Source organism: Bacillus sp. L381 (genome assembly GCF_030284525.1).
Lineage (GTDB): Bacteria > Bacillota > Bacilli > Bacillales > Bacillaceae > Bacillus > Bacillus amyloliquefaciens.
The window spans coordinates 1685020-1711869 of record NZ_CP127224.1 but is presented as its reverse complement, the minus strand read 5'-3'; the positions used below and the strand labels follow the sequence as shown (position 1 = coordinate 1711869).

2 protein-coding genes are annotated in these 26850 nt (G+C 50.0%); both read right to left on the bottom strand.

Annotated features, from left to right (window positions below; all coding sequences use genetic code 11):
• Positions 1 to 6: 6 nt before the first annotated feature.
• Positions 7 to 16314, bottom strand: a complete 16308-nt coding sequence (locus QRX25_RS08435; protein WP_212101417.1) for a non-ribosomal peptide synthetase — start codon at positions 16312 to 16314, stop codon at positions 7 to 9.
• Entirely contained in the window at positions 16304 to 26845 is a 10542-nt protein-coding gene (locus QRX25_RS08430) for an SDR family NAD(P)-dependent oxidoreductase (protein ID WP_212101413.1), read from the bottom strand. Before QRX25_RS08430 ends, QRX25_RS08435 begins: the two co-directional genes overlap by 11 nt.
• Positions 26846 to 26850: the final 5 nt, after the last annotated feature.

Sequence of the window (26850 nt, the reverse complement as noted above, 5' to 3'; positions counted from 1 at the left end):
CCCTCCTTAACTCAATTGTTGTACATGTCTTGTTACTTTAGGCTGATAGCTTCGCAGTTTTTGCATCGCCGAGCCGTGATGTTCAGGGTATACTTCTATCATTTCTTCCGGTTTTTCCACAGGCTCTTCTGCCTGTTTCATCATGACGAATTGATTCAATGGGCCGCCTAGCAACCGCTCAAGCGCCGCCATCGCTTCCGGTGCTTCAATCGATCCGACTCCTGCCTGTTTCATCCGTTCTTGATATTCAGCAGATGACACGATTCCGACACTGCCCCAGTAGCTCCAATTCATCACCGCCGCCGAATACGGACACACTTGAGCCAAATGAGCGGCAAAGGCATCTTTGAAGCTGCATCCGGCCGCATAATTGCTCTGTCCGGCCGCGCGTGCAAATGATTGAACAGACGAGAAGAATAAAGCAAAGTCCAGCGGCTCATTTCGGAAAACGCGGGCCATATTCACGCTGACATTGACTTTTGCAGCGAGCACACTTTTAAAACGGCTTTCCGGCATATTTGCCAGACTCTGATCCTCTAAAACGATTGCGGAATGGATGATTCCGTTAATATGCGGGTGCGTGCGTTTGATCGTTTCATATGCACGTGTGAGCTCATCCGGATTTGCCGCATCTGCTTCAATATAAATTGGCGCCGGCCCGAATTGGCTGAGTCTGTCGATTTTTTCCCGGATGGCGCTGTTATGTTTTCGTCTGCCGATCCAAACGACGCGTGCCTGATACGTTTTCACGGCATATTCGCTCCAAGCCTCGCCGATGCCGCCGGCGCCGCCGATGACGACGTAGACGCCGCCTTTTTTGTAAGCAGGCCGGCTTGACACCGGCTGCTGCACAGGAATGAGACGCTGTTTGTACCAGTGATTGTTCCGGTACGCCCATGTATTGCCTTGCTCATCAAACGGCGCTGAGAACAGCTCCGCCTTTGAAACATCTTCCGGGCTTCCGGCATCAATCAGCCTTGTTTGCCAGCTTGGATACTCTTTTGCGAGCGAGCCGACCAAACCGTGAATGCCTGCATGAGCCGGATCAATAGTGTCGTCCGGCTGTACGGACTGTGTTTGTATTGTGACTGCGGTCAGGCTGATCCGCTTGCCTCCATATCCTAAAGCAAGCATTGCCTTGATCACTCTGTAAATCTGGATGACGCCCGCATCCTGAGCTCTCACCATGTCACTGGCGGTGTGAAAAGGGGCGATCCATACGATATGGCTGAATGGCCCTCTGGCTTTCATTTCAGCCGCAACAGCCTCTATTTCATCCTCCGGAGTGATATGGAGCCTTTTTGCAGCAGGATGATGCATTTGAAAAGCCGCGCTCTCCTCATCTCCCGCGATAAAGACAACCTCTTCCGTCTCACATGCTGGGCTTTGGCCGCGGAATTCCGCGAGATCCCATACCGGGGCCAGAAGGTTTGCTCCATTTAATGATGTTTCCGGCGCAGGGCCTTCCATCATTCTGGAAGAAATCCCTTTAATCCTGACACAGACCCGGCCGTCCTCATCACATAAATCAATGTCCAGCCGCTGAATTTTTTCATCCGTTCCCCGGGAGCTGACATACGCCCACATACTTGTTGTGCATGGATTGAAAATGTCCAGTTCCTCAAGAGCGAACGGCAATGACAGCTGGTTATCATCTGCGTGCAGTTTCAGTCCGATTGTCGCTTGCAAAGCTGAATCAAGCATGCATGGGTGAAGAACATATTGATCTGCCGTTTCTTCGAGGAAGGAAGGCAGACGGAGCTCAGCCAATGCTTGATTGCTTCCGATGTGAATCTGCTTAATTCCTTGCTGTCCGGGACCGTAATCAATGCCGATTTTGCTGAATAAGCCGTAACACTGCTCAGAAGTCAGCATACTGTGGCCGCATTGAGCTTTCAGTGCGCCTATATTACGCTGCGGAGCCTTCCCGTCGGTGAGAATGCCGGCAGCCCCCTGACAGTGTATCTGTCTGCCGCCTGCTTCTGTTTGTGAAGCTGTGTAAATGTCATACACGATTTCTCCGTTTTCCCTCGGAACGAGGCTGATCTGCGCTTCAATCGGACGGCTCCCCGCTTCAATCGGACGAACCCAGACGATGTTTTTCAGGCGGATGGCAGACGGACGTTCCTTTTGTCCTTTTACTGCCTGAGTAACTGCCGCCCTGGCCATTTCCAAGTAAGCGACACCCGGCATGACCGGTTTGCCTTTAATCAGATGATCGGTGAAAATCGTCTCTTGCCCCGTAAATTCGGAGCGGAAACGCTGCTCTGTTAAATCCGATACGTTTTCGTGAAGAAGCGGATGCAGCACCCTGGCCGCAGCCACGGCGTGCGGTTTCTCGGCTTTTGGCCGGTTGTCCGTGATCCAATACCGCTCTTTTGCAAACGGATAAGTAGGGAGACTCATTCGACGGGGCTTGATATCAGCATACAGGCCGTCCCATTTGATATCCGTGCCTAGAACCCACAATTCCGCAAGCTTGTCATTCTCTCGGCGGCTGATCAGCTCTTCGATATCCGATTCGCCGTTTCCGCCTGCGGCACCGGCTTTCAGCGCGGTTTTACCCGCTTTGCCTTTATAAATACCCGCCGCGTCATAATGTCCTTTTGCACAGCTATTCAGCTTGTCCCGCAGCTCTTCAGCCGAGGAAGCGATGATGGCCGCTCTTTCTTCCATGGCATCACGTCCCTTCTGAAGCGTGTAAGCAATACCGGCAAGATCCTCATCCGTAAAAGGAGCTTGTGCCAGCTGCTGCGCCTGTTCTTGCAGACGTTCTTCTTCTTTGGCCGACAGCACAAAGATTTGAGGATGTTTGACAATGGCGGTTTTTCTTTCTTCCCTCGGGATATATTCTTCAATGACGACATGGGCGTTTACGCCGCCGATGCCGAAAGAACTGATTCCCGCGCGGCGCGGCAGGTGATTGCCGTTTTCGTCTTTCAATGCCGTCCATTCTCTTTTTTCCTGTACGATGTAAAACGGACTGTCCTTCAGTTTGATATACGGGTTGATGACCTCGCTGTGGAGGCTTTTTGCGAGTGTTTTATGCTTCATCTGCATCAGCACTTTGATCACACCCGCGACACCTGCTGCCAGCGATAGGTGTCCGATATTGGTTTTGGCCGAACCCAACCCGCAATGACTCGCGTAAACGGCGGAATCGCCGGTTTTTTCGTACAGCTTTTGAAAGGCGGATTTCAGGCCGTTGATTTCGACCGGATCGCCAAGCTCCGTCCCGGTTCCGTGCGCTTCAATATAAGTGACTGTTCTCGGATCAATACCTGCTTTGTCATAAGCCGTTCTGACGACTTCGGCCTGGGCTTTCGGGTTCGGTGTCGTCAAGGAGTTCGCGCGTCCGCCGTGATTAACCGCGCTGCCTTTGATGACGCCGTAGATATGATCGCCCGCTTTTTCTGCTTCTGACAGCTTTTTCAGGAAAAGAATCCCGGCACCTTCACTGACCGCAAATCCGTCCGCCCGGTCGGAGAACGTTTTACATTTCCCTTCTTTGCTCAGCGCGCCGGCTTTGTCATAAGCAATGTGGCCTTGCGGGGTGACGACGGTATTCACGCCGCCGGCGATAGCCATATCGCAGTTCCCGTTTTCAATGGCGCACACGGCGTGATGAATCGCGACCAGTGAGCTGGAGCAAGCCGTGTCGATCGGTTCACTCGGCCCGTGCAGATTGAGCATATAGCTGACACGGTTCGGCCCAGCTGACGGGCTCATATTTGCGGCTGACGCACCGCCGATATCCAAGTCCGAAAATAGTGAGCCGTATCCGGTATTCCCCGTGCCGATGTAAAGGCCCGTTTTCGTGCCGGAAAGGCTTTTAGCGGAATATCCCGCATCTTCTATCGCTTTCCACGCATACATCATTAACAGGCGCTGCTGCGGATCCATCTGTTCGGCTTCCAGCGGTGAAATTCCGAAGAACAGCGGATCAAAATCCGCAACTCCGTCAATAAATCCGCCCCACTTTACATTTGTTTTGTTGGCTTCATTAAGCGGGTCACCGTAATACTCCCGCCAGTCCCAGCGGTCCGCCGGCACTTCTGTTATGCAATCTCTTCCCTCTTCCAAATTACTCCAATACTCATCGATATTTGCGGCCTTCGGAAACACTCCGCTCATACCTACGATAGCGATCGGTTCCGGTTTATGTTCAACCGCTGTCTGAACAGGCTGTACGGCAGTTTTTGCAAAGCGTTTGTTTCCTGTCAGCCTGATGCCGCCGTCATCTGTTACGCGGCTTTGTTTTTCTTCTTTTTTCGGCTGTGTGCTGCCGGTAAATTGTGTTTGATAGTCTTCAGCTAAATGATGAGCCAAGGCTTGAATCGTCGCATATTCAAAAAACACGGTCGGTGTCAAATCAAGCTGATAAGAATCATTCAGCTTGTTGGCAAATTCCGTCAGCGTAATGGAATCAAATCCGTATTGATTGAATTCCAAATCGATATCTATTTCTTCAATATTTATTTTCAGAAGTCCGGAAACCTCTTTTGCCAGCAATTCCTGAAGTTTTGCCGTCAGGTCTTTCGGCGCAGGCGTTTCCTCCGTTTTCTTAACCGGTGAAAAAGCGGCTGCTGGCGTCTTTTGAAGCAGTTTTTCCCGCATAACGGCGCGGTTTCCTTCCATGACGAGCACACTTGTTTTCCCCGTGCTCCATGCTTTGTAAAGCGCTTCTATTCCGGTTTCAGTGCGCATCGGCACCACGCCGGTTCTTTTTTCGGTGAGCTTCGCCATTTCTTCATTGACTTGCATTCCGCCGTCTTTCCAAAGCGGCCAATTGATTGACAATGTGTGGCCGTGGCGGTACATTGCCGTAACCAGCGCGTTGCGGTATGCCGCATAGCTGTCCATAAACGCGTTTGCCGCGGCATAATCCGCCTGTCCCGCATTCCCGGTGACGCCGGAGATGGAGGAGAAAACGATGAAAAAGTCCAGCGCTAAATGCTCGGTTGCTTCATCAAGGTTGACAAATCCGTCGGTTTTAGGCGCTAATACACTGTGAAATTCTTCGGTTGTTTTCTTCGCGATATACTGATCCTTCATCACACCCGCGCTGTGAATGATGCCGTCAAGTCCGCCATATTCCGTTTCAATTGTTTTGACCAGATCCGCCGCAGTTTGAGCGTTTGTCACGTCAGCCTGTTTGTATTCCGCTTTCGCTCCGAGTGATTCAAGCGATTGCAGCTGCTGCCTCTGATTTGCGCTTAATGCGGAACGGCCTGTCAGAACCAGTGTCGGCTCTTTGACGTTACGGGCGATTTCTTTCGCGAAAATAAAGCCGAGGCCCCCGGCTCCTCCGGTAATAAGGTAAATGCCTCCGTCGTTCCAAGGAGTGCGTATTTTACTGCCGGACACGGCCGTTTCTTTTACATCAGCGCTGTATCGAATGCCGTTTTCATATTTGATATGGCCGTCATCAACACATGTTTTATTTTCTCTGATGATGTCTGTGATTCTGCCGTTTTCCGCCGGCTCTATTTCAATCAGCTGGGTTTTCAGCCTTTTATGTTCCAGGCCGGCTGTTTTTAACAGACCTGAAATCCCTGAGAGCAGCTGATGCTTATCTGTTTTAGAAAGAACCGCCTGGATGAGTACGTCTCCTTCCGTCTCTTCCTTCAGCTGTTTTTGCAGTGTCTCCAATATCTGCCCGGTATAATCACGGAAGCGCGCCGACGCTTTCTCATGCGGGGAGGTCATTTCAATGCACTCGGCTCCCGCAGTTTCAACGGCTTGTTTCAATCCGGTGTCTGTATCACAAAGCATCACGATATGCCGGGCAAAAACAGGTTCCGTTTGAGCGGCAGTTTCAGTGCTTTTGGTCCATACGGGCTCAAGCATAAGCGTTTCCGGGGCTTCTTCTTTTTTCTCAGGTTCTTTTTCAGCCGTTCTGAACGACAAACCTTTCAGCCTTACGCAAACCTTGCCGTTTTCATCACAAATATCAAGATCGCGTTTTTCAACCTGTCCGGCTTTATGGTCTTCAGAAAGTCTGGCGTATACCCACATCCCGGCAGTGCACGCGCTGAATACTTCGAGCTCCTGAACCGCAAACGGAAGCATCAGTTTTTCATCATTTGTTCCGGTCAATATGCTCGATGCCTGCAATGCAGAGTCCATTAAGCCCGGATGCATGACATACTGCCGTACCGTGTCCGCACAAGCCGGATCAAGCGACAGTCGGCCCAATACGAAATCATCACCTGTATAAATCGCTTTGACACCCCGGAAAGCCGGGCCGTAATCAAAACCGATTTTGCGGTACATATCGTACACTTCGTCTGCAGAAAACGGTGTCTCGGCGGATCGTGATTTCAGCTTTTGCAGATCAATAACCGGAGCCTCTGCGTCAGGACGGACTGATACTGCTCCTTGGCTGTAAACGGTCGGCTGATCTGTTTCAAGGCCGCTGTAAATGTCGAATTGAACGTCATTTGCAGTATCAGGAACGAGACGGATATTGACATGGATCGGCTCGTCTTCAATGGTGATCGGCCGCACCCAAACTGTATTCTTAAGCTTGACGCTTCCTTGTCCGGCCGGCACTTCAGATGCCTGTTCCATTGCTGCGCGCGCCATTTCAAGATGCGCCACTCCCGGTAAGATCGGCACGCCTTGTACAACATGGTCCGCAAGGTAAAATTCTTCGCCGGTATAGGTTGAAGTAAACCGCTGTTCGGCAAGGTTTGATGTATTTCTGTGCAGAAGCGGATGAAGCACGTCTTGCGTTCCGGCAGAAACAGTGCTTGTTTTTTCGTGTTTTCCGATGCGTTTTGCCGCCCAATAGCGGTCTTTTGCAAACGGATATGTCGGCAGGCTTATGCGTTTAGGCGGCCGGTCTCCGTACAGCTTCGCCCAATCGACGTTCAGCCCTTTCACCCATAATTCGAGCAGCTTCGCGTATTTGCCGCGTGCCATCCATTTTTCAACGGCTTCTTGAATTTCTTCATCATCTGTCAGCATTTGCAGCGTGCCTTTGTCTATTCTTCCTCTGTACAAGTCCGCGTTCTTATCTCCATTGACAAACTGTGACAGTTTTTCCTGCAGTTCTTCAGCGGATCCGGCAATAACGGCCAGGCGTTCTTCCATGGCGTCTCTTCCGATTTGGAGGGTATAAGCCATAGAGACAAGGCCGGATTGATCGAACCGCTTTTCTGTAAGCACACGTTTCAGCTGTTCGGCTTGTTCTTTCAAGCGTTTTTCATTTTTGGCGGATAGAACGAAAAGGCATGGATCGATATGAGAATGATCTGCTTCTGCTCTTTCTTGCGGAATGTATTCTTCGATGACGACGTGGGCATTTACCCCGCCGATGCCGAATGAGCTGATGCCCGCGCGGCGCGGCTGCTCGTTTCCTCGTTCGTCCGTCTGCGTCTTCCATTCCTTCGTGTCCCGCACCAGATAAAACGGGCTGTCTTCAAGCTGAATGTACGGATTTACCGTCTCACAGTGAAGACTTTTGACTAATGTTCGATGCCTCATCTGCAGCAAAATTTTAATGATTCCCGCTGCTCCCGCGGCAAGGGATAAATGGCCGATATTCGTTTTGACTGAGCCTAAGCCGCAATAGCCGGACGCTTTCTCTTTTCCGTCTGCAAACGAGCTGAACGCTTGTTTCAGGCCGTTAATTTCAACGGGATCCCCAAGTTCTGTACCGGTGCCGTGCGCTTCGATATAAGAGACTGTTTTCGGATCAATGCCCGCTTTTTTGTATGCGGCTTTAATGACTTCCGCCTGTTGTTTCGGGTTAGGCGTTGTTAAAGATGCCGCACGGCCGCCATGATTTACTGCGCTTCCTTTAATGACGCCGTAAATATGGTCTCCATCCGCCTCCGCCGCTGACAGTTTTTTCAGGAAAAAGAGTCCGGCCCCTTCACCATGGGCAAAACCGTCTGCTTGATCGGAGAACGTTTTGCATCGTCCTTCTTTGCTCAGCGCGCCCGCTTTGTCAAAGCTGATATACACATCCGGAAGAACAATCGTATTGATTCCCCCCGCTAAAGCCATGTCGCACGTCCCTTCTTCAATTGAAGAAACGGCATGGTGAATGGCAACAAGCGAGCTTGAGCAGGCCGTATCAATCGGTTCGCTCGGGCCGTGCAGATTGAGCGTATAGCTGACACGGTTCGGTCCGACAGACGGACTTGTATTCGCCGCGGATGACCCTTCAATCGTCACATCGGCATTGGCTAATAGAGAACCGTAGCCGGTATTTCCGGTCCCGATAAACACACCTGTTTTTGTGCCTGAGAGACTCTTTGACGCGTATCCGGCATCTTCAATCGCTTTCCACGCGTACGTCAGCAAAAGACGCTGCTGAGGGTCCATTTGCTCCGCTTCCCGGGGTGAAATCCCGAAAAATAACGGATCAAATTCAGCAATTCCATCAATAAATCCGCCTTGGTTGACATTTGTTTTATTAACTTCTTTTGCGGGATCCCCATAATAGTCCCGCCAGTCCCAGCGGTCTTTCGGAATCTCGGTCATGCAGTCTTTGCCTTCTTTCAGGTTTTTCCAGTAAGCTTCAATGTCTTCAGCCATCGGAAAAATCCCGCTGATGCCTACGATTGCAATCGGTTCCGCCTTCTGATCCCGCTGTACTGTCTGCGGAAGTGTCTCTGGCAGAGTGCGGCGGCGCTTAACGGCCGGGCGTGTATTTTGAGTCTCTTTTACCGGTTTTGACGATTGAACCGTTTTTGTATTTACCGCAAACCGTCCGGCGAATTCATCCTCATATTCACTGATTAAATGAACGGCAAATTCGTGGATCGTCGGATGATCAAAGAAAATCGTCGGCGTTAATCTAAGCCGGTACGTTTTGTTCAACTGATTCGTAAACTCGGTCATCGAGATAGAGTCAAGCCCGTATTTTGTCATTTCTTCATGAGCATCAATTTTGTCAAGTTTTACTTTTAACAGTGAGGCCGTCTGCTGTTTTAAGAGATGCTTCACTTTTTCAAGCAGGCTGTCAGCGTCAATCTCATGATGTACGCCGGTCTCAGCTTCTGGATGATCATTCTCTTTTCGGAACAGTTTTGCTTTCATGTTTTTCACGTCTCCTTCAAGAACCGTCACCCGGGCTGCCCCGCTCATCAGGCCTTGATATAAAGCCTTGATGCCAGCTTCTGTGCCGAGCGGTGCGACTCCCGCCTCCTGCATCAGCATATCTTCTGTCTGCTTTCCCGCCTGCATTCCGCCTTCTTTCCATAACGGCCAGCTGACAGAAAGCGTCTTTCCGTATCTTTGTCCTGCGGCTTGTAAAGAACTGCGGTACTCGGCATACATCTCCATAAAGACATTTGCAGACGCATAGTCAGCCTGGCCGACGCTTCCAAGCACACCTGATAAGGATGAAAAGACAATAAAGACATCTAATTTCTCATGCTGTGACGCTTCATCAAGATAGACAAGGCCCTTCACTTTCGGAGCGAGAACGTCTTGATATTCCTCTGCCGTCTTCTTCACCATGTAGTTGTCTTTTATAATGCCGGCACTGTGAACGATTCCGTCCAGCTTGCCGTGCCGTTTGCGGATATTGCGGATGAATCGGTATACTTCCGCTTCATCCGTGACATCAGTTTGCTCGTAGAAAACAGAAGCGCCGGCAGCACGTACTGTTTCCAGCAGGTCTTGCTGCTTTTCTCCGGGAGCGGATCGGCCGGTTAATATGATGACGGCGTCTTTTGTGCGGTTTGCGATCTCTTTTGCAAAGATCAGGCCTAAACCTCCGGCTCCCCCGGTAATGAGATAAACGCCTTCGTCTTTCCACGGAATGTCCGGCTCCGCTTGAGAAATGTCCACCTCTTCCCAATCAGCAGCAAAGCACTTGCCGTTTTCATATTTCACATGGACGCTTTCGGCATGCATACGGTTTTCGGACACTTTTTCCGCTATGCCTTTAGGACTTTCTTTCTCATCAGCTTCTATCATTTGACAGATCAGCTTGGAATGTTCAAGACATGCGGTTTTGAAAAGACCTGTAATGCCTGAGAACACCTGCTGTAATCCTGCTGAGCGCGTAACAGCCTGAAGAAGAATGCGGCCCTTCGGCTTGCCTTTCATTATGGTTTTAATATGATCAAACAGCTGACCCGCATAGGAATGATACCGCTCTGCAATAGATGCGGGACGCTCATCCAAAATAAAGACGCTTGCGTGTTCAAGCTTTGCTTCGATCGCTTGTTTAACGGCTTCATCGTACTCACAAAGGAAAATGATATGCTGTTCATACGAAGGCGCGTGATCCGCCGCCGGTTTCTGCCGCTCCTTCCAGACCGGTTCAGCCAGTAATGTATCCGTACGGCTGACAGGGACGCCGGCACCCGCGTTTTCTTCCATGATCCGCGTTGAGAATCCTCTCATCCGCACGCAAAGCCCGCCGTTATTGTCATATAAATCGATATCAGCTTTTTGGATAGAATCGCCGGCTTTATTGTTCGCGCTGAATGTGACGTACACCCACATGTCATCAGCACATGGCTTCAGTACGTCCAGCTCCTCTAAAGCAAACGGCAATGCGGCTTTGAATGGTTCCCCGCTTTCTGCAAGCAGCGCTCTTGTTACGTTCTGCAAATATTCGGCGGCCTGAAGCGCACCGTCCATCATACTCGGATGAAGGATATAATCAGCTTTTGTGTGAGAGACGGATTCAGGAAGCTTCAATTTAGCAAGCAGCCGGTCTTCGCCTTTGTATACAAGCTGCACACCTTTGTATCCGGGTCCGTAATCAGCTCCGATCATTCCTTTATAAAACGCTTCAGATTCGATTGTTCCCTGCGTGCACTGGCGCTTCATCTGCTCAAGATCCGCCGTTTCCTCCGGTCCCTTTCGGATGATTTCAGCGATGCCCTGATTATAAAGAGGAGCTGCTTCACTGCTTGAATCGTTCCCGCCGTACATTCTGTATTGAATCTGCCCGTCTTCTTCTTCATAAAGTCCGACATGGACACTGACAGTCTGCTGATCGGCTATCACCGGGCGGACCCACACGATATTCTTTAAGCGAAGGCCCCAAGATTCCTCTGATACCCCGCCGATACTTCTCTCTGCCGCGGCCCGTGCCATCTCAAGGGTAACGGCGGCAGGCACGATCGCCATTCCTTTAATGATATGCTCTGCAATAAAATACTCTTTTCCCGTGAATTCCGAGCTGAACCGCTGCTCCTGCAAAACGGATGTATTCTGATGGATCAGCGGATGCAAAAGCTTCGTATCCGTTTGCTTCACAGTTTCTTCCGGCCAGAAGCGCTCTTCGGCGAACGGGTAGGTCGGCGCACTGATTCGTTGCGGTGCGGAATCCTGATACAATAAGCCCCAATCGACACGCACCCCTTCTATCCAAAGCGCCGCGATTGCTTTCAGCTTTTCTTCCTGTGTCTGGCACGCCGCAAGCTTTTCCATCTCCTGAGGTGACGCTTCTTTATTTCTCACTTTTTCGCCCCGTAAGATGTTTTGATCATTGCCATTGATGAAATCCTGCAGCTGACGCTTCAAATCGTGACGATCGTTACTGATAAAGACGGCTCTCTCTTCCATCGCCTCACGTCCGGTCTGGTACGTAAATGCCAGATCATGCAAGGAAACATCGGTTTCGGCTTCATTCAGAAAGTCGGATAAACAAGCTGCATAGGCAGTCAGGCGCTGCTTATTTCTCGCTGACAGCGGAACGATATAAGGCGGCCGGCCGTCATTTGAGCTGCTGATCGTTTTGTTTTCATATTGTTCAAAAATGGCGTGTGCGTTTGTTCCTCCGAGTCCGAATGAGCTTAACGCTGCGCGGTGCGGCGTCTCTCTCTCCGGAAGCGGTTTTCTCTTGTCCGCCACATAAAACGGCGAACCGCTGAATGTGATATTCGGATTCGGTGACGTGTAATTAATGGTAGGCGCCAGCTCCCGATGATATAAACTCATCGCGACTTTGATGCACCCGGCAAGGCCCGCCGCTGTATCCAAATGTCCGATATTCGTTTTTACGGAGCCGATCCCGCAATACTGCTCCTGATCCGTGTAACGTTTATACACTTGCTGCAGCGCGGACATTTCAATCGGGTCACCCAATGTCGTTCCTGTGCCGTGCGCTTCGATATAGGAAACAGTCTCCGGGTGAACGTTCGTGCTGTCTAGAACTTGCTGGATGACGTCAGTCTGTCCCTTTACACTCGGTGCGTAAAAACCGACTTTATCCGCTCCGTCATTGTTCAGACCGATGCCTCTTAGCATAGCGTAAATGTGATCTCCGTCCTGAACGGCTTGTGACGCTTTTTTCAGAAGAATGACGGCCGCTCCTTCTCCGCCCGCCATACCGTCGGCTGAAGCGTCAAATGCCTTGACATGCCCGTCGCTTGAAAAATTCAATCCGGTTTGATGTACATAGCCGATACTGGTCGCAGCATGCAGAGTTGCTCCGCCGACGAGCGCGTAATCCGATTCTCCGCTCGTTATGCTTTGATAGGCTGAATAAAGACCGACTAATGATGACGAGCAATTTGAATGAACGAAATAGCTTGGCCCTTTTAATCCGAGCTTATGGGAAACCATCGTCGGAATCGTGCCGCTCTGCGCCAACACCCATGACACATAGCCGTCAGGAGATTCATGGCCTTCTGTCGTTTTTTCCGACAAAAGCGACCGATACGAATTATTGCTTGCCGACATATAAACGCTTGTCTTCGGAATCTCTTTGGATACATATCCCGCGTCCTCGACGGCTTTCCAAGAATGAAGCAGCAAAAGCCGAAGCTGAGGATCCATAAATTCTGCGTCTTTCGGCGAAATGTGAAAGAATTCAGGGTCAAAGAGATCTTTTCCTTCTATCGTCGATAATGCCGGCACATAATCGGGATTTTCGATCAAATCTTCCGGTACGCCTGCTTCCCGAAGTTCTTCTTCCGAGTAGAAACGGACGCTTTCTTTTCCTTCTCTTAACTGCTTCCAGAACTCATGATGATTTTTCGCGCCGGGGAATTGACAGGAAATCCCCACTACCGCTACGCTGTCTTCAAAGTAAGACGGCACTCCGTTTTGAGCCGTTTGTTCTCTTTCTCTCTCATCTTGGGCAGGCGCCTCTCTCTCAGCGGCCTGTTTTGTTTCAACAATAAATCGGCTGATCGCCTGAATGGTAGAGTGTTCGAATAAATCCGTGACGGTAAAATCACATTCCAGCTCCTGTTTAATGCGTTCTGCTGCGGCGACAGCCAGCAGCGAGTCGCCTCCCACATCGAAAAAGCCGTCTTCGGTTTTGATCCCCGCCGTATTCAGCAGGTCTTCCCATATTTCGGTCACTTTCGCTTCCGCCTCTGATAACGGCAGACTGCCCGTCTTTTCAGACCGGTGAACGATCACCTTGCGCTTTTCCAAGTCTTTGCGGTTCACTTTGCCGCTCGGTGTTAACGGCAGCGCATCCAGTCGGATAAAATGGGCAGGCACCATATAATCCGGCAGACCCGCTAAAAGATGTTTGCGGAGCGCTTTTTCATCTGCCGTATGACCGGAGCGGGCAGTATAATAAGCGGTCAGCTTTTTATGTCCGTTCTTTTCCTGAACAACAACCGCCTGATCAAAGATATCCGGATGTTCGCTCAATTTTGTTTCAATCGCTCCCAATTCGATGCGGAAGCCGCGGATTTTCACTTGACTGTCAATACGGCCGGCATATTCTATATTTCCGTCAGGCAGCCATCTAGCCAAATCGCCTGTTTTGTAAAGTTTTTCTCCTTCACTAAACGGATTATCAATAAATGATGCCGCCGTCAGCTCAGGCTGATTGTAATAGCCTCTGGCCAGACCGGCGCCGGCCACGCAAAGCTCGCCGGCCACACCGTCCGGGACGGGGCTGAGCTTTTCATCGACGATATAGAGCCGCGTGTTGTGGATCGGTTTTCCGATCGGCGTATTTCTGCTTGTGATTTCCTTATCGCCGCAGCTGTAGTAAGCGGCATAAATGGATGTTTCCGTCGGGCCGTATATGTTTTCAATTCTGGCCTTTTTGAAGATGGAAACTGACTTTTTGACCAAGTCTTTCGGAAACGCCTCTCCGGCCACCATCACATATTTCACAGGGCCTTCCTCTGTAAATGATGTATGCCGCTTTACCGTTTCCAGAAATACATTAAACACGGCAGGAGCAAAATTCAGATGCGTCACCTGGTGAGTTTGGATATATTCCATGCAAAGCTGCGGATTTTTTTCTGCACCGGGCGGCAAAATGACAAGCCGTCCGTTTCCGATAAACCAGCCGAATAATTCAGAAATCGAAACGTCAAACACGTAGTTCGTTTTTAACAGATAGGCATCCTCTTGCGCGACCGGATACTCGGCTTCCAAAAACTGCAGCGTGTTCATAATGGCCCTGTGCTCAACCATGACGCCTTTTGGTTTTCCCGTGCTTCCGGACGTATATAGGATATAAGCGAGGTGATGCGGTTTTGAACGCGGCGCCAATTTTGCCCCGCCGGCAGGGCGTCCGCTGTTTTCGATCTCCACCGTGCTCACACCGCCGATGGTTAACCGTTCAATCACGCCGCGTGTTTTTGCTTGTGTTAATACGATTGAAACGCCGCTGTCAATCAATACGTGCGACATCCGTTCGTTTGGAAAAGCCGGGTCCAACGGCACATACGCACCTCCCGCTTTTAAAATGGCGAGGATGCCGATGACCATCTCAAAAGAACGCTCCGCACAAATGCCGACCGGGCATTCCGGTGTGACTCCCTTTTCTTGCAGATACACAGCGAGCGCCGTGCTTCGTTCATCTAATTCGCGATATGTAAGGCTGTTTTCACCGAATGTGACGGCTTCTCTTTCAGGGTGCCGCCCGGCTTTTTCTGCAAACACTTCATGAATGCAGCGCTCATTCGGCTGATGGGATGTGCGGCTTTCATCCCGTTCCTGATTGAGCAGGCCGGAGCATGCTTCAAAAGCGATCTCCGGATCAGAAAGCACTTTTTCTGCCAGCTTCATATAATGCTCCGCCATCCGTTCGATGGCAGAGGGGCTGTAGACATCCGGATTGTACAGAAATTGCAGGACTGTTTCTTTTTCTTTTTTATAGACTTCAAGCGCAAGCTCAAATTCGCCTTCCTGATGAATGTCTTCTATCATTTCAATCCCGAGTGATTGATATTGTTCTGCCAGCTTTTCCGCTCCTTCTGTCCGGAAGAAGTTTTGATAGAAAAACGCGGTTTGAAAAACAGGTGAAACAGCAGGCGAGCGTTCTATCTTCAACTCTTTTACAAGCGCTGGAAACGGATACGCGGCATGGTCTAACCCTTCTGCAAGTGTCATCTGAAGTTCCTTCAAAAAGGCGGTAAAGGTTTTTGCGCCGGCCTCCCTGCTTCTGACCGCGATCATATTAATAAAGTATCCGATCACAGACTCAAATTGAGCCTCAGAACGCCCCATCGTCGGCATGCCGACGATGATATCTTCCTGATTCGTATATTGATAGAGCAAGCCTTTGAAAATAGCGAGATACACAACAGATTCATTGACATTATTTTTTTGGGCGCAAACTTTAATCTGCCGGTTCAGTTCATCAGGAAGCAAGCGCTGATACGCCTGCCCCCTGCAAGTTTGAACCGATGATCTCGGGAAATCCGACGGAAGCTCAAGCACCGGCAGCGGTCCTTCCAGCTGCTCTTTCCAATAAGAGAGATGCGTTTTTCCAGCTTCACTTTCCAGCAGTTCTTTTTCCCAGTTCACAAAGTCATGATAATCCGCGGCCTGCCGAAGCATTTCAGGTTCTTTGCCTTCGCCTGCTTTTACATAGGCGTCCAGCAGCGCCGACATAAACGTCATAAGAGACACGCCGTCAAAAATGATATGGTGAATGGTGATTAACACGATCGATTCCCGCTTCGCCCGCCGGAACACTTGAACGCGCAGGAGCGGACCGGTTTCAAACGCAAACGGTTCTTTTGCTTTTTCTTTAATAAACGTTAGAGCGTCACGCCCGCTTAATTCAGAAAGGTCCATTTCTTCAAGCGGAAAATTCATCTCCGAATCTTCAATCTGATACGGAAGGCCGTTTTCCTCTTTTATCACACTGGTCAAAATAGGGTGCTGGCGCTTCACAAACAAAAGGGCGTTTTTGAATGTCTCGATATCCAGCTTTTGAAATCGAAAGCATAACGGAATGTTATATGCGCTCATCTCCGGAAACATTTTCTGAAGCATCCACAAACCTTTCTGGCCTTCTGAAAGCGGACGTTTTGCAGTTGTCCGCTTGAAAGCCTGAAGCTCTTGTTCTACCTCAGCGATGGTGAGCGTTCCTGATCTGTAGGCATCGAGAAGTTCTTTATGATTCATAGGTCTTACTCCCTTCTATGATGTCTTGCACTCTTTTAAAATCTAATGTCCCCTCAGAGACCCGTTTCATCATGGCGATGATCTCCTGATCCGTATACTCCTTGCTTTCCGGAGCGGCGTCTTCTGTTTCGGTTTCTTCCGTCCTGTAAAACGTTTCGATCGTTTCTTTGTGTTCTGTCAGGTAGTAGTTCATGACGTCCCCGAGCGTAGCATAGCTGTAAAATAACGCCGGAGTGACTTCAATGCCGTAATGGCTCGACAAAAGAGCGGCAAATTTGGCTAAATAGATGGAATCAAATCCGAATTCCGCCCAGTTTTTATGCAGGACGAGCTTATCTTTGGATATTTTCAGCAGACTGTGTATCAGCTCTTTCAAATCCGCTTCGAGCTGTTTTTCCGTGCTTTCTGCCGGGATGCGGCGGCTCACGGTTTCCGGCAAAGCTTCCGGTTTTGATGACTCATCTTTCCGGATGCCTAAAAATCGTTCGGCACGGCTTCTTTTGCCGGCAATGACGAGGCACTGGGTGTTTTCTTGAGAAATGATGCGCTCAAACAGCTCAATGCCTTCATCTGTTTCTAACAGGCGCTGGCCGCTTGATTTCAGGTACATGCCTGTCGTCTCTTCACCGCCGACGGCCATTCCGCCGTTTTTCCAGACGGGCCAGTTTATAACAAAAGCGTTTCCGCTGTCTGATTGTTCGTTTTTATAGTGGGCGTACGCCATTTGGAACCTGTTCGCCACTGCGTAATCACAGCAGCCGAAATCCCCTAAAACAGCCGATGTGGATGAAAAGTAGCAGATGAAATCCGGCGTTTCGTTTTTCAGCCACTCGTCAAGAAGCAGGCTTCCGTTTATTTTCGGTTCAAGCGTACCGCGGAAATTCCCGATTTCATTTTCAAAGACGGATGTTCTGCTTTCGATGCCCGCCGCATGAATGACGCCGTGAATGGCTCCGAATCGTTCTTTCGCACGCTTAATGCAGTCGCCCATTCCGATTGGATCACAAACATCAGCTTCGGCGTAAAGAACACCCGCACCGAGATTTTCCAGTTCTTTCATTTTTTCTTTCTTTTCTTCATTGATCGGCGATCTCCCCGTGAGAATGACATTTGCGTGATAATTCCGGGCGAGGTGGCGGGCAAATAAGTAGCCGAGCCCTCCTAATCCGCCTGTAATGAGATAAGTTCCGCCGGTTCTGATCCTGCTGTTTTCTTTCGTTAATCCGGTTGGTTCAGTGTGATAGACATACCGTTTCCCCTCTTCCAAGAAAACGGTATGGTCTGTTTCAGCCTTCAGTTCGTCCAAAATGGTTCCCATCCAGTCTGTCATGGCCGCGCCGGCTTTTCTGAAGTGGCCGGTAATGCTTGTTTTCGGGAGAACAATGCCGAGCGAACGCTCAAAGCCGATCCATGATTCCAAGTAGCACTTTTCCAGACCGGATGCATATTCACCCGCCAATAACAATTTTTCCGGCAGCAGACCGGTCTCGGCCATTGCCTTGAGAATATAGACGATACATGAATAATCTTCTATGCAGCTTTTATCTTCAAGCGCCCATAAATACAAAATGGCAGAAACTTCACCGTACTCTTTTTGAATGTCCGCAAAAGCGTTCACATATGATTGCGGATCTTCCCGCACCACCTGACAGCGGCCGGAGGATAAAGCCTCATACCGGTCGCCCTGAGCGATAAATATAACGTCAGCTTCACTGTCATACGATCTGATCGCCGAGACGGCTTCCTGCTGCTTCTTCTGATCAGATAAGAAAGAAATCACCGTCTTGATTTTCTTTTCTCCAACAGCCGGCAGAGCCTGTTCTTTAAGAACTTCTCGGAAAGCCATCACTTCAAACTGTTCCGCCGGATCATTTTCATCGCCCGCCGCTTTAACGGGCGCTGCCTTACTTTGAGCAGGCTGCTGATGCCAGAAGCGCTCTTTCGCAAACGGATAAGCAGGCAGGCTGATGCGGGCCGGAAGGCGGTCTCCGTATAATTTCGCCCAATTGATATCTAATCCTTTTACCCAAAGCTCAAGCAGCTTAGAATATTTCCGTTTGCTGATCCAAGCGTCTAAGATTGTTTCCATATCATCATCCGCCGCAAATACGGCAAGCATCCGTTTGTTTTCTTCCGTACCGTCACGGTGCATTCCGGCGGTGTCTTTTCCGGAGATAAATCCAGTCAGTTTTTCTTCAAGTTCATGAAGTGAATGAACGATAAAGCCGAGACGCTCTTCCATCGGCACACGGCCCGTCTGGAGAGTATAGGCTATTCTCATAAGATCACGGCTGCTGTATCGTTTTTCACGGATGGCGGCTGTAAGCTGTTTTGCTTTTTCAGTGAGCCGTTCGCTGTTTTTCGCGGACAGGACGATAATAGCGGGCTGATCACCAGGCGATTCATCAGGCTCTTTATCTGCAATATATTCTTCTATGATGAGGTGGGCATTTGCTCCTCCTGCGCCGAAGCTGCTTAATCCGGCCCTTCTCGGAATCTCTTTGCCGCCGATGACGGGACGTTTCCACTCGCCGAGCTCCTGCTGAACGACAAACGGTGTATATGCGAACTCAATATTCGGGTTCAGCTGACCGGCATGCAGGGACGGCGCAATTTGGCGGTCTTTCAGCTGGAATAATATTTTTGTCAGACCGGCGATGCCCGCGGCGCTTTCACAATGGCCGATATTGGATTTTGCGGAGCCGATGGCGCAAAACTGTTTATCTGTTGTATCCTCTTCAAATGCTTTCGTTAATCCGGCGATTTCAATCGGGTCCCCTAATGCGGTCCCCGTGCCGTGGGCTTCAATATAACTGACGGTGCGCGCCGGGACGTTTGCCCTTTGAAAAGCCTCTTTTATTAAGGCGGCCTGCGCGTTCGGATTCGGAACGGTGTACCCGTTCGTTTTGCCCCCGCTGTTAATGGTGCTTCCTTTAATCACACCGTAAATGTGATCGTTGTCGGCAATCGCTTGGTCTAACGGCTTTAATACGACCGCGCCCACTCCTTCTCCGTCTACAAAACCGTCCGCGCGGTCTCCGAACGATTTGCACGTGTCGCTTGCGGAAAGCATGTTCATGACTGACAGATTCATATAATGGATCGGGTCGGTTACGATATTTACGCCCCCGGCAATCGCGCATTCACTTGAACCGCTGTATATGCTCTCAAGCGCCAGATGAATGGCCGTCAAAGAAGAAGAACAGGCTGTGTCAACGGCAATGCTCGGCCCTTGGAAATCAAAAAGGTAAGACACCCTGTTGGCAATGGACCAGTAGCCGTAGCCTGTCGGGTAGTTTTTGTTCATCGCTCCGGCAAAAACGCCGATTTTTCTGCTTTGGCACAGGTTGTCAGGCGTATAGCCGGCATCCTCGATACTCGCATACGCCGTTTCTAAAAATAATCGCTCCTGCGGGTCCATGCGCTCCGCTTCCAGAGGAGAAATCTGAAAGAACAGCGGATCAAACTTGTCCATATCCTCAATGAAGCCGCCCCATTTCGTATAAATAGAGCCCTCTTTACCTTTTTCTTCATCATAGTAATCCTGCCAATTCCAGCGTTCCTGCGGGATTTCTTCTATGCAGTTTTTTCCTTTTTTAATGTTAGCCCAAAGCTCAGCCGCTGTTTTTGCCTGCGGGTAGCGTCCTGAAACGCCGATGATGGCCACGTCGCGAACCGAACTTTGCCGGACGGCCTCTTTGGCTGCCCGTTTTTCTCTCCGCCGCCAGTCAGTGCGAAGCGGCTTAGCCGGCTGTACAGCCTGCGGTTCGGGTGCCGCCTCTGGTTCTTCATGAACAGGCGCTTGTCCCGTCAGTTTGATCATCGCGTCTTTTTTTGTTTTGATTAAGTGGCCGACGAGAGCCTCGATCGTCTGATATTCAAAAAATAAGGTGCTGCTGACTTGGTCTAACACATTTCGTAACGCATTTGTCAGCTGTACGACCACGATAGAATCAATTCCGTATTTTTCAAGCGGCGCTTTCGGGTCAATTTGAGCCGGCGGAATTTTTAACGTTTCTCCGATTAACGTTTTTAAGTACTCGGTGCTTTTTTCTGTTAAAGCTGTATCGCTTTTTTCGGCCGTTGTTTGCGGCTGAAGTTCCGGCGCTTGTACTGCTTTTGGCAGTCCGGTCTGTGTTCCGTCTCCTGCTTTAAGCGTTTTTTGGCGCACAATGCCGTTACTTTTTGCCGCTACAATCTGATGGCTTAAATCATGTGCCGCTTCTGCCGGGAAATAGACAGAATGCCAGCCTTCGCTTTCTAACACGCGCTTCCAGCTTTTTGGATACAAACCCGGGCATCCCGGAATACGAAGGTCAGAATCTTCATGCAGCCACCAGCCTTCAAGCAGCCCGAAAGTAATATGCGGGAACAGGCTGTTTCCCGCCATTTCGTTTAAGAGCAGCAGGCCGTTGTCTTTTAAAACGGCTTTGGCGTTTCTCAGCGTCTGGCGTATGTCTTTCGTCGCGTGGAGCACATTGGCCGCAACGACGATGTCATATGCGCCCGGCTCTATGTCCTGACCGGAAAGCGGCGCTTCCGCGTTAAAAAGTTTATAAGTCAGATAAGGATTCTGTTTGCCGTATTCTGTTTCCGCATGCACGAGAAAAGCTTTCGATACATCGGTGTAACAGTATTCTTTTATATGGTTTTGATACGGCTTAAGCTTTTCAAATATGCCTGCGCTTGTGCCGCCTGTGCCCGCTCCGATTTCCAGTATGCGGATGGCGGTTTTTGAGTTTTTACTGATGGTTTCTTTCACATAGGCCGTTAATGTATCTGACAGGGCGCCGTTAAAGTAATCCGCGACTTGATTGTGCTTATAAATTCCTTCAACAAGTTCCATGGAAGAGTGCGGGAACATGATATCCGTGGCCGGCACGTCTTCGCGCAGAATTTCCGGCAGTGCTTTAAGCATTGTCTCGGCTAAAACAGTCATCGCTTTTGTATCAGCGTTATTGAGCCATTCCGCTTTTTGCTGCTCCCATTTTCGCCATAGCGAGGCGGTTATGTTTTCGGCGCGGGCTGACAGTATAAATGAATCGGCATTCCCTTCCAGATAACCGTGTTCCAGAAGGAAGGTGATCGTTTGATTGAGCCATTTTTTAAAATATTCGTGTTCAGGCTCATACGCTTTAAGGCTTTGCGGCGTCAGCAAGTCTGCTTCTTTAAGCTGGGCTATCAAAAGCTGATACAGAAAATCATCAAGTTCCTGATGTTTAGCCTCTCTTACAAGACGCGCGCCGGGCGGAGCGGCCTTCGGCTGTTGTCCTGTTACAAGCGGCTGAGGCGGATAAACGGAAATCGTTTCTCGTTCATTCATCCCCTCTACTGCGACCGGTTTTGTCGTATGAATGAAAGCCGCTTGATCAACCGGCATCGTCATAAGTGTTTCAAGCGCCTCCATCGCAGCGTCCGGTTCGATCAATCCCAAGCCGATCTGATCCATCAGCTGAATAAAATTGCCGTCTTCAGCCGCTTCGCTGTTGCCCCAGTAGCCCCAATTCATGACTTTGACCGGGCAGTTCCATTTCTGAGCAAGTTCCTTCGCAAATGCGTCACTGAAGGCGCATCCTGCGGCATAATGGCTTTGTTTCACATTATGGATAAATGCCACAAGCGACGAGAAGAAGAGCGCAAAGTCAAGCGGCTCCCGTCCGAATACCTCCGCCATGGACACACTTACGTCAGCTTTTGCTCTCAGCACCGATTTGAACTCTTCTGTCTTCATATTATTTAAGCTTTGCTCAGACAGATCCATTGCCGAGTGAATAACGCCGTTAATTTTTGTGTGACGCTCTTTTATGAGATGATAAGCCCGCTCTAAGGAAACACTGTCAGCGGCATCGGCGGAAATATATTCAGGCGCCGGGCCGAATGCGCTGAGCCGGTCGAGTTTCGCCTGTATGGAGTCATTCAGTGTGCTTCTTCCAATCCAAATGACTCGTGCTTTGTAGCGGCGGATCATATATTCGCTCCATGCCTCGCCGAGATACCCGGCGCCTCCGATGACGGCATAAACCCCGCCTGTTTGGTATAGCGTGCCGTTTTTCGGCATATTGTCAAGCGGGATCAGCTGCCGCTCAAACAGCTGCTGATTGCGGTATGCCCAAACTTGGCCGTTTTTCCCGGCAGAAAGAGAAAGCGCCTCGCCCATCGGCCAGATGCCGTCCGTTTCTGTGTCAATCATGCGGACATTCCAATGCGGATATTCTTTCGCCATCGTCCCGGCAAGGCCGCTGACTGCGGCTTGTGACGGATCGGCGCTGTCTTGATCCGAAAACGGCTGGGCATTTGCTGTGACAAAGCACCAGTCCAGATGTCTTTCTCCGTACCCTGAGGCAAGCAATGCTTTCATCAGCTTAAACACATGAAAAACGTTGCGTTCCTGTTCCTTAAGGCTGTCAGCACTCTCTGCCTCAGGCGCGAGCCAAATGATTTGCTCCAGCTCTTTATGCCCTTCAAGCATGTGCGTAAGAGATGCGATATCATCCGTACCACTGATTGGATAATATGAAGCGTTTGGCAGATGCTCTTTTATGCGTGAATGCTGTCTGTCAGTTCCTCCGAAAACTGCGGTCTGCTTATTCACCGTATTCACTTTCTTCGTTTTTTCAAGTTCAACGGGCTCCCAAGCCGGAATCATCATCGTGTGGCCGACAGGCGCCTCCAAGGTTTCTCCTCCCGCTGTTTGGGTTGTGTCAAGCGCCCGGACAGACGCGCCTTTCATCCGTACATAAACCGTACCGGCATCATCACACATATCAATGTCAAATTTTCTTACGGTGTCATCCGCTTTGCTTCCTTCGCTGTACCGGATATATGACCAGACATGCTCAGGACACTTCCCGAACACCTCCACTTCCTGCATCGCAAACGGCAAAGAAAGCTCACGGCTTCCCGCATCGTCATGAATCGAACGGACAAGCAAACCGACGGAGGCGTGAAAAGCGGCGTCCATCATACTCGGGTGAAGCGCATACTGCTCTTTCGTGTCATATACGGCGGCCGGGAGTGAGATACGGGCCAGTAATCGGTCTTCACCGATCAGCAATTGCTGTACGCCCCTGTATGCCTCTCCATAATCCAAGCCGATCTTTTCAAAAGCCCCGTAGCATTCATCCGCAGTCACTGTCCCTAAATTGCAGGAAGCCTTGACAGACTCAATATCTAACTGAGCGCTGCCCGGTTCGGTAATGACCGCTTCACCTTGGCTGTGAATGACCGGATCTTCGCCGTTTTCTTCTGCCTCACTGTATATTTCATAGGTAATCTCACCGTTATCCTCTGGATAAAGGGCAATATGTATTTCCTTCGGTTTGTTTTCAACAATGACCGGCCTGACCCAAACGATCTGTCTGAGTATGACGCTATAGTCTTTGTCTGTCACGCTCGCGGCCTTTTTCACTGCTTCCCCGGCCATTTCCAAATAGGCGACGCCCGGCAGAATTTTTTGTCCGTTGACGACATGGTCAGACAGGAAAAATTCATCTCCCGTAAAAAGAGAAGTGAAGCGCTGCTGTGAAAAATCTGACGTATTTTCTTGTAAAAGCGGATGCAGTACAGTGCCTGACAGAGCTTTGTCCTGTTTTTTCTGCTGCGGAATCCAATAGCGCTCTTTTGCAAACGGATAAGTCGGAACGCTTGTTTTGCGCGGTTTATCCGGACCGTACAGCTTATTCCAATCCACTATTTTCCCTTCAGCCCATAACTCGGCAAGCCGCAGCGGATCATCCGTTTCCGGAGCGTTTTCGCTCAGTTCCGGCATCTCGGCTTGTCCGCGCCAAAAGCCGGGGATATTTTCGTTTCCTTTTACGAAATTGTTCAGTTTCCCCTTCAATTCACGTGTGTCATTTGCAAGGAAGACAGCTCTCTCCTCCATTGCTTCACGCCCTGTCTGAAGAGTGTAGGCCAGTTCAGACAGCACCGTCTTTTCAGAAAGTGCCCGGGCTATTTTTTCCGCATAGGCCAGCAGCCTGTCTTTATTTCTTGCGGACAGCGGGAAGATTTTGGCTGCTTCATTCTCAGCCGCAGGCGCTTTTTGTTCAGGCTGAATGTATTCTTCTAAAATGATATGGGCATTTGAACCTGATGCCCCGAAGGAACTGAGTCCGGCCCGGCGCGGATAATGCGTGACTTTTCCGTTTTCTTCGGCTGCCGGCTGCTTCCACGGAGCAGTCTGCTGCTGTACGTAAAAAGGAGATTTCTCAAATTTCACGTATGGATTTAATTCGCCGGAATGCAGAGATTTGACAAGCGTTTTGTAATGAAGCTGCAGCGCCGCTTTTGTTAATCCGCTGATGCCCGCCGCTGATTCTGCATGGCCGATATTTGATTTGACTGAACCGATGGAACAAAATTGCTGATCCTGCGTCCCTTGGCTGAACGCTTTTGACAGGCCTTCAATTTCAATCGGGTCTCCTAACGAAGTGCCTGTTCCATGGGCTTCCACATAGCTTACGGTCCGCGGGCTGATACCTGCTTTTTTCAGACATGCCTTAATGACTTCTGCCTGTGCAGCAGGGCTCGGGACGGTAATTCCGCTTACTTTCCCGACGTGGTTAACGGCACTTCCTTTAATGACCGCGTAAATCCGGTCGCCGTCTTGTTCGGCTTTTTCCAGCGGCTTAAGTAATACGGCACCCACTCCTTCTCCGGAAACGTAGCCGTCACCGCCCTCGCCGAATGTACGGCAGCGGCCGTCACTTGAGTGCATGCCGACGCTTCCGTAGCTGAGATATTTCGCCGGATGCAGCGACAGGTTCACCCCTCCCGCAAGCGCGGCCTCACATTCGCCGCGGCGGATGCTTTCAATGGCCAGGTGAACGGCGGTCAAAGAAGAAGAACAAACGGTATCCACCGCGATGCTCGGCCCGTGGAAGTCACAATAATAGGACACTCTGTTGGCGATCTGCGCATAATTCAGTGAAACCGGAAAAGGATCAGTCTCCGATAATTGTTCTGCGCCGATTAAGGAATAATCTTTATGCATGACCCCTGCAAAAACGCCGACAGGACGCTGTTTATTTTCTTTATTTCCAAGCGTTTGAGGCGTATACCCCGCATCTTCAATCGTCTCCCAGCAGGTTTGTAAAAACAGGCGCTCCTGCGGGTCCATCATTTCCGCCTCACGCGGTGAGATTCTGAAAAACTGCGGATCGAAGCAGTCGGCATCGTCGATGAAACCGCCCCATTTTGATACTGTTTTCCCTGATGGGGATGTTACGTTTTTATATGTTTTCCAATCCCAGCGGGACTTTGGAACTTCAGTGATGCAATCCGTGCCTGCCTTAAGGTTTTCCCAAAACTCCGCAACATTTTTCGCTTTCGGATACCGGCCCGCCATTCCGATAATCGCAATGTCTCCGGTGTTTTCATGCTGGTTTGGCACGCTTGGTGTTTCAGTTTCAAGTACTGATGGTTCGGCTGCATGATCTTCCCTTTCAAATGAAACGGTCTTTTTCAAATAGGCAGCCAGTTCTTTTATATTTGTATATTCAAAGAGAAGAGTGGGCGCGAGGGACGCACCCGCCTTTTTACTGATATCCTGAACAATCTCAAGCAAAGAAGATGAATCCAGCCCGAGCTCGTAGTAACCGGCAAGAATGTCAAGCGGCTCCCAAGGCTGCCCGAGCTTCTCAGCCAAAAGCTTCTTCAAAAACAGAATGATGTCTTTTTCATCTGCGCTTTCCGGCTCTTTTGCATCCTGTTTATCCTGCCCGGCTGTATTCCCGTCTTCTTCGGACCGCACCGCTTTTCCCGTAATGTTTTTAAGCTCCGCCACCTTCTGTCCGGATCGGCTGAAGTACTCGATTGTCATAGTGGTGAGTTCTTTTTCCTGACGGACGCCGGAAGCTGCGATACGCGCCGTACACTCTGATTGAAGCCTTTCAGCGGCCGTGAATGATTCATAATATAAAGGCAGGTGGAGCCGGTTTGTTTCAGAAAGCAAACCGCTCACCCCGATTCCGCTCGCATCCAAAAGGGCCGGGTGGAATAAAAAGAAATCCTTTCCTTCTTCACAAGAAAGCTCAGCCAGCATGCCGCCTTCTGTTTCGTACAATCGTCCGTTTGATTTCATCATGCCGGAATGAACCAAGTCATGATCCAGGCAGCGGTTATACATCTCATCAAGATCCAGAGATCGGACTGACTGCTTCACATCGCCGAAATCAAGGGTTTCATCAAATGTGACAGCGTCTCTTTTCACCATTTCAGCCGTCGCATACTGTATATTGTCTGACAGCTCGTCACCTTGCTGTTTCTGCCCGGAAAGGGAGATGAACCACTTTCCATCTCCGCTTTCAGAACATTGAATGGTCAGAATGATTGCAGCCGTTTCACTGACGGTTAAAGGCTGATAAATCGTGACGTGCTTCAGTTCGAGCTCATTGTATAAATAACCGTGTTCCTGAAAAACCTGATAAATCAAATCGATATAAGCAAGACCGGGCAATACCGCTTCACCAAAGACCATATGGCCCTTCATGATAGGATGATCCAGTGAGATATTGATTTTTTCCGATATCATTCCTT

Coding starts and splice junctions, on each gene's coding strand:
- QRX25_RS08430 (WP_212101413.1), bottom strand. CDS start 26,845: ATGATATCGGAAAAAATCAATATCTCACTGGATCATCCTATCATGAAG.
- QRX25_RS08435 (WP_212101417.1), bottom strand. CDS start 16,314: ATGAATCATAAAGAACTTCTCGATGCCTACAGATCAGGAACGCTCACC.